The 6,449-nt window shown below is 58.7% G+C and carries 5 protein-coding genes and 2 rRNA genes (1 of these 7 cut by a window edge); 1 reads left to right on the forward strand and 6 read right to left on the reverse strand.

The genetic code is table 11. The annotated features are described in order from the left end of the window. Positions 1-16 precede the first annotated feature (16 nt). Genes can through ACSQ3Q_RS21340 form a run of 4 tightly spaced genes read right to left on the reverse strand, consistent with a single transcriptional unit; the run spans position 17 to position 2,853 of the window. Positions 17-676, reverse strand: a complete 660-nt coding sequence (gene can / locus ACSQ3Q_RS21325) for a carbonate dehydratase (RefSeq protein WP_436136324.1) — start codon at positions 674-676, stop codon at positions 17-19. A 49-nt stretch (positions 677-725) separates the two neighbouring features. Further along, complete coding sequence (locus ACSQ3Q_RS21330; protein WP_436136325.1) at positions 726-1,916, reverse strand: isovaleryl-CoA dehydrogenase; 1,191 nt, start codon at positions 1,914-1,916, stop codon at positions 726-728. A 38-nt stretch (positions 1,917-1,954) separates the two neighbouring features. After that, positions 1,955-2,416 (reverse strand): PaaI family thioesterase, encoded by a 462-nt coding sequence (locus tag ACSQ3Q_RS21335; protein ID WP_436136326.1) that lies wholly within the window; start codon positions 2,414-2,416, stop codon positions 1,955-1,957. Positions 2,417-2,457: 41 nt separating this feature from the next. Then, complete coding sequence (locus ACSQ3Q_RS21340; protein ID WP_436136327.1) at positions 2,458-2,853, reverse strand: MerR family transcriptional regulator; 396 nt, start codon at positions 2,851-2,853, stop codon at positions 2,458-2,460. 123 nt (positions 2,854-2,976) lie between these two features. Here ACSQ3Q_RS21340 and ACSQ3Q_RS21345 point away from each other — a divergent pair, with 123 nt between their 5' ends. Next, complete coding sequence (locus ACSQ3Q_RS21345) at positions 2,977-4,062, forward strand: MBL fold metallo-hydrolase (RefSeq protein ID WP_436136328.1); 1,086 nt, start codon at positions 2,977-2,979, stop codon at positions 4,060-4,062. Between the two features lie 232 nt (positions 4,063-4,294). On the opposite strand, the gene rrf is transcribed toward ACSQ3Q_RS21345, so the two are convergent. Then, positions 4,295-4,407: ribosomal RNA gene (gene rrf, locus ACSQ3Q_RS21350) — 5S ribosomal RNA — on the reverse strand. Between the two features lie 159 nt (positions 4,408-4,566). Next, positions 4,567-6,449: ribosomal RNA gene (locus ACSQ3Q_RS21355) — 23S ribosomal RNA — on the reverse strand (it continues 996 nt past the right edge of the window).

The raw sequence follows: 6,449 nt of genomic DNA on the forward strand, positions 1-6,449 counted from the left end.
CTGGTGGGGGGCCGGGCTATTCGCGGTGCTTGGCAGCGACACCGGCGATGGCGGCCTTGTAGATCGCGTCCAGGCCTTCGGTGCTGTCCACCGTCATGTGCAGGTTGTTGATGAGGCCGTCCTTGAGGCCGTAGCACCAGCCGTGCAGCGTGACCTTCTGGCCGCTGCCCCAGGCGTCGAGCATGACGGTGGTCTGCGCGATGTTGACCACCTGCTCGATGGCGTTGAGCTCGCACAGCACGTCGTGGCGCCACTGGGGGGCGGTAGCGGCGATGAGGTCGCGGTGCCGGTCGCGCACGTCCTGCACGTGGCGAATCCAGTTGTCGGCCAGGCCCACGCGGATGCCTTCGAGCGCGGCCAGCACGCCGCCGCAGCCGTAGTGGCCCACAACCATGAGGTGCTCGATGCGCAGCTGGTCGACCGCGTACTGGATGGTGGACAAACAGTTGAGGTCGGTGGGCACCACCACATTGGCCACATTGCGGTGCACGAAGACTTCACCGGGCTCCAGGCCGGTGATCTGGTTGGCCGGTACGCGGCTGTCCGAGCAACCCACCCACATGTACTTGGGCTTTTGCTGGGCCAGCAGGCCGGTGAAGAAGCCGGGGCGCTCGCGCTCCATCTGGGCGGCCCAGGCGCGGTTGTGGACAAAGAGGTCGTCGATGGAGGTCGTCATGGGGTCCTTGAAGTCAACGTGCCGCCCGGGGTCGGCTGGGGCGGCGGGCTCAGCAGGTCTCGGCGAACAGCTCGCGGCCGATCAGCATTCGGCGGATCTCGCTCGTGCCGGCGCCGATCTCGTAGAGTTTCGCATCCCGCCACAGGCGGCCCAGGGGGTACTCGTTGATATATCCGTTGCCGCCATAGATCTGCACGCCTTCGCCGGCCATCCAGGTGGCTTTTTCGGCGCACCACAGGATGACGCTGGCGCAGTCCTTGCGCACCTGGCGCACATGGTCGGTGCCCAGCATGTCGAGGTTCTTGGCCACGGTGTAGGCGAACGAGCGCCCGGCCTGCAGCACGGTGTACATGTCTGCCACCTTGCCCTGGATGAGCTGGAACTCACCGATGCTCTGGCCGAACTGCTTGCGGTCGTGGATGTACGGGATCACGTTGTCCATGACGGACTGCATGATGCCCAGCGGCCCGCCGGTGAGCACCGCGCGTTCGTAATCCAGGCCGCTCATCAGGACTTTGGCGCCCTGATTGACGCCGCCGAGCACGTTGGCTGCAGGCACTTCGACGTTGTTGAACACGAGCTCACCCGTATGGCTGCCGCGCATGCCCAGCTTGTCGAGCTTTTGCGCGATGCTGAAGCCCGGCATGCCTTTTTCGATCAGGAAGGCCGTGACGCCGCGTGCCCCCAGCTCGGGTTCGGTCTTGGCGTAGACCACCAGGGTGTCGGCGTCGGGGCCGTTGGTGATCCACATCTTGTTGCCGTTGAGCAGGTAGTAGCCGCCCTTGTCCTCGGCCTTGAGCTTCATGCTGATCACGTCGGAGCCCGCGCCCGGCTCGCTCATAGCCAAAGCGCCCACGTGTTCGCCGCTGATGAGCTTGGGCAGGTATTTGGACTTTTGCGCCTCGTTGCCGTTGCGGTTGATTTGGTTCACGCACAGGTTGCTGTGCGCACCGTACGACAGCCCGACCGAGGCGCTGGCGCGGGAGATTTCTTCCATCGCCACCATGTGGGCCAGGTAGCCCATGGCAGCGCCGCCATACTCTTCGGACACGGTGATGCCGAGCACGCCCAGGTCGCCCATCTTGCGCCACAGGTCCATGGGGAACTGGTCGCTGCGGTCGATCTCTGCGGCGCGGGGGGCGATCTCGGCCTGGGCGAAGTCGCGCACGGCGTCGCGCAGCGCGTCGATGTCTTCGCCCAACTGGAAGTTCAGGCCGGGAAGGCTGGCGGGAATGCTCATGGATGTCTCCTCAAAGGTGAAGGGCAAAAGGCTTGTGGTCAGCCCTGGATGTTGTCGCGGCCAGTGACCGCCATGAGCGTGCAGCCCATGGTGGCGACCAGCTTTTCTTGTCCGCCGTCGATGGCGAACGCCCTGCCCTCGCACACCGTGATGGTGCGGCCGGGCTTGAGCACCCGGCCTTCCATGCGGAAGCGCTCGCCTTTGGCTGGCGCGAGCAGGTTGATCTTGAATTCGATGGTGAGCACGGCCGCGTCAGCAGTCATCAAGGTGAAGCCGGCATAGCCGCAGGCGGAATCCAGCGCCGTGGCCACCATGCCGGCGTGCAGAAATCCGTGCTGTTGGGTCAGGGCCGCGGCCCAGGCCAGTTCGATGTCCACCGCGCCCGGAGCGATATGGCCCAGGTTAGCGCCCAGCGTTTGCATGGCACCCTGGAGTGCAAAGCTGTCGCGCACACGGGCGGCGTACTCGGCGTTGCGGGGCTCGAAAGGGGTCGTGGTCACACGGTCTCCAGATTTACGTTTACGTAAACGTCAATTATGAATCATTTTTGTTTTTCGAGCTTGAGCAGCAGGGCCCGAGCGTCGCTCTCGTGGTCTTGCACCTCTTCGAGATTGGCCTTCAGGTCGGCCATTTGCTCTTCCAACTGCTTGCGGTGAACCACCAGTACGTCGAGGAACTTGCGCAGCTGCACACCGGTGTCGCGGGGGCTGTCGTAGAGGTCGATGATCTCCTTGGCCTCGGTGAGCGACAGGCCCAGGCGCTTGGCCCGGAGAGTCAACCGCAAGCGGGTGCGGTCCCGCGCGCTGTAGACACGGTTGCGGCCAGCGGCGCCAGTGCGCTCCGGCTGCAGCAGGCCCATGTCTTCATAGAACCGGATGGCCCGCGTGGTGAGGTCGAACTCTTTGGCGAGATCGCTGATGCTGTAGGTGTTGGCCATGTGCTTGTGGAATGCAGCGCAGGTGGTTTCGCCCAGGAGACAGCCCGTCGGCCGCCAATCCCTACAATGCCTGGATGCATGACGTTTACGTTAACGTCAATGCTAACCCATCCGGTAGCCGCCATGAATTCTCTTGAACACCAAATCCACTACCCATTGGGCGACACACTGCCTGGCGAGGGTTCCGTGCTGGAGGTCGCACCGGGGATTCGATGGATACGGATGGGGCTGCCGTTCGCGCTGGACCATATCAACTTGTGGCTGCTGAGCGACCGACAGCCCGACATTCACGGCCATCTGGTCGACGGCTGGACGGTGGTGGACTGCTGCATCGACAGCGCCACGACGCGCGCGCAGTGGGAGCAAGTTTTTGCGAACTGCCTGGAAGGGCTTCCCGTGTTGCGTGTGATCGTGACCCACATGCACCCGGACCACATCGGCCTGGCGCATTGGATCTGCGAGCGCTGGCAGGTGCGCCTGTGGATCAGCGCCACGGACTACAACACAGCAAGAATCGCCGTTTATGACCGTGAGGGCTTTGGGGGCGGGGCGAACGCTGACTTTTACGCCTTGCACGGCATGCGGGACGAGGAGTTCTTGCAGCACGTTCGCGCGCGTGTGTCTTATTTTCCGACCCTGGTCCCGGCGCTTCCATCGACGTTCCGCAGGCTGCTGGACGGGGGGGCCGTCGAGATTGGGGGACGAGCGTGGCAATGCATCAGTGGGTACGGCCACGCGCCGGAGCACATCGCCCTGCACTGCCAGGAGTTGGGCGTATTGCTGAGTGGCGATATGGTGCTGCCGCGCATATCCACGAATGTGAGCGTTCATGCCACGGAGCCTGAGGCCGACTCCTTGCGGTTGTTTTTGACGTCGCTCACCAGGTACCTCGATCTACCGCTGAATACCCTGGTGCTGCCATCGCACGGCAAGCCTTTTACAGGCTTGCATCAGCGGATCCAGCAACTTGAAGATCACCACCGAGATCGCCTCAAGGACATCATGGACGTAGACGCAGGCAGTGCTGCGGGCTTGTCGGCAGCAGACATCCTGCCTGTTCTGTTCAAGCGAACCCTGGATGCTCACCAGATGACCTTTGCGATGGGCGAAGCGTTGGCCCACTTGCACTATTTATGGCTCGGAGGACAAATGGATCGCTGGCTGGACTCGGACGGGGTTCACAGATTCAGGCACCGCATTGCGGGGTAACGTTCTTCCTGTACTGGGAAGGTCGAAGTCTTTGTGGTGCTCTGTTTATCCGGTTGCGCACCGACAACCGCGTTGCCTAGAGCCACACGCGATCTTCGAAGGGTGTAACTGAGAATGAATGTGTTCGCTATTTATATGGGCTGCTTTTTAGTCAGCACGTGCCGATAAAAATCGCACTCAGCAAAGCAAAAAACCCCAGTCATATCTGACTGGGGTTTTCTGGGCTGTAAGAGCCTGACGATGACCTACTTTCACACGGGAACCCGCACTATCATCGGCGCAAAGTCGTTTCACTGTCCTGTTCGGGATGGGAAGGAGTGGTACCAACTTGCTATGGTCATCAGGCATAAAGGGTTGCCATACTGAACGCCGCGTGGGGAGTTCAGTACAACGAATTCATAGAGTTAAATCAGCTTTTGGTGTTTTGACTGCGTCAACTTGGCATAACAATCTTTGAGCTTTGCACACATTCATTTCTGGATGCATGCTGGCAATCAAAGTTATAGGGTCAAGCCTCACGAGCAATTAGTATCAGTTAGCTTAACGCATTACTGCGCTTCCACACCTGACCTATCAACGTCCTGGTCTTGAACGACTCTTTAGGGGGCTCAAGGCCCCGGCAGATCTCATCTTGAAACGAGTTTCCCGCTTAGATGCTTTCAGCGGTTATCTCTTCCACACTTAGCTACTCGGCAATGCCACTGGCGTGACAACCGATACACCAGAGGTGTGTCCACTCCGGTCCTCTCGTACTAGGAGCAGGCTTCCTCAAATCTGCAGCGCCCACGGAAGATAGGGACCAAACTGTCTCACGACGTTTTAAACCCAGCTCACGTACCTCTTTAAATGGCGAACAGCCATACCCTTGGGACCGGCTACAGCCCCAGGATGAGATGAGCCGACATCGAGGTGCCAAACACCGCCGTCGATATGAACTCTTGGGCGGTATCAGCCTGTTATCCCCAGAGTACCTTTTATCCGTTGAGCGATGGCCCTTCCATACAGAACCACCGGATCACTATGTCCTGCTTTCGCATCTGCTCGACTTGTCAGTCTCGCAGTTAAGCACGCTTATGCCATTGCACTATCGTCACGATGTCCGACCGTAACTAGCGTACCTTCGAACTCCTCCGTTACGCTTTGGGAGGAGACCGCCCCAGTCAAACTGCCTACCATGCACTGTCCCCGATCCAGATAATGGACCTAGGTTAGAACCTCAAACACACCAGGGTGGTATTTCAACGTTGGCTCCATGAGATCTAGCGACCTCACTTCAAAGCCTCCCACCTATCCTACACAGATCTGTTCAAAGTCCAATACAAAGCTACAGTAAAGGTTCATGGGGTCTTTCCGTCTTTCCGCGGGGAGATTGCATCATCACAAACATTTCAACTTCGCTGAGTCTCAGGAGGAGACAGTGTGGCCATCGTTACGCCATTCGTGCAGGTCGGAACTTACCCGACAAGGAATTTCGCTACCTTAGGACCGTTATAGTTACGGCCGCCGTTTACTGGGACTTCAATCAAGAGCTTGCACCCCATCATTTAATCTTCCAGCACCGGGCAGGCGTCACACCCTATACGTCCACTTTCGTGTTTGCAGAGTGCTGTGTTTTTATTAAACAGTCGCAGCCACCGATTTTTTGCAACCCCGTTGGGCTCGCCTTGTACAGGTTCACCTACTTGGGGCATACCTTCTCCCGAAGTTACGGTATCAATTTGCCGAGTTCCTTCTCCTGAGTTCTCTCAAGCGCCTTAGAATACTCATCTCGCGCACCAGTGTCGGTTTGCGGTACGGTCGTCAATAGCTGAAGCTTAGTGGCTTTTCCTGGAAGCAGGGTATCACTCACTTCGTCTGCAAGCAGACTCGTTATCACCCCTCATCTAAGCCCGGCGGATTTGCCTACCAGGCACGACTACAGGCTTGAACCAACATATCCAACAGTTGGCTGAGCTAACCTTCTCCGTCCCCACATCGCACTATTGATCGGTACAGGAATATTGACCTGTTTCCCATCAGCTACGCATCTCTGCCTCGCCTTAGGGGCCGACTCACTCTACGCCGATGAACGTTGCGTAGAAAACCTTGCGCTTACGGCGAGGGGGCTTTTCACCCCCTTTAACGCTACTCATGTCAGCATTCGCACTTCTGATACCTCCAGCATCCGTCACCAGACACCTTCACAGGCCTACAGAACGCTCTCCTACCACGTGCAATAAATTGCACATCCGCAGCTTCGGTAACTGGCTTAGCCCCGTTACATCTTCCGCGCAGGACGACTCGATCAGTGAGCTATTACGCTTTCTTTAAATGATGGCTGCTTCTAAGCCAACATCCTGACTGTTTTAGCCTTCCCACTTCGTTTCCCACTTAGCCAATTTTAGGGA

It is taken from the genome of Acidovorax sp. LjRoot129, assembly GCF_964253765.1.
Taxonomy (GTDB): Bacteria; Pseudomonadota; Gammaproteobacteria; order Burkholderiales; family Burkholderiaceae_C; genus Acidovorax.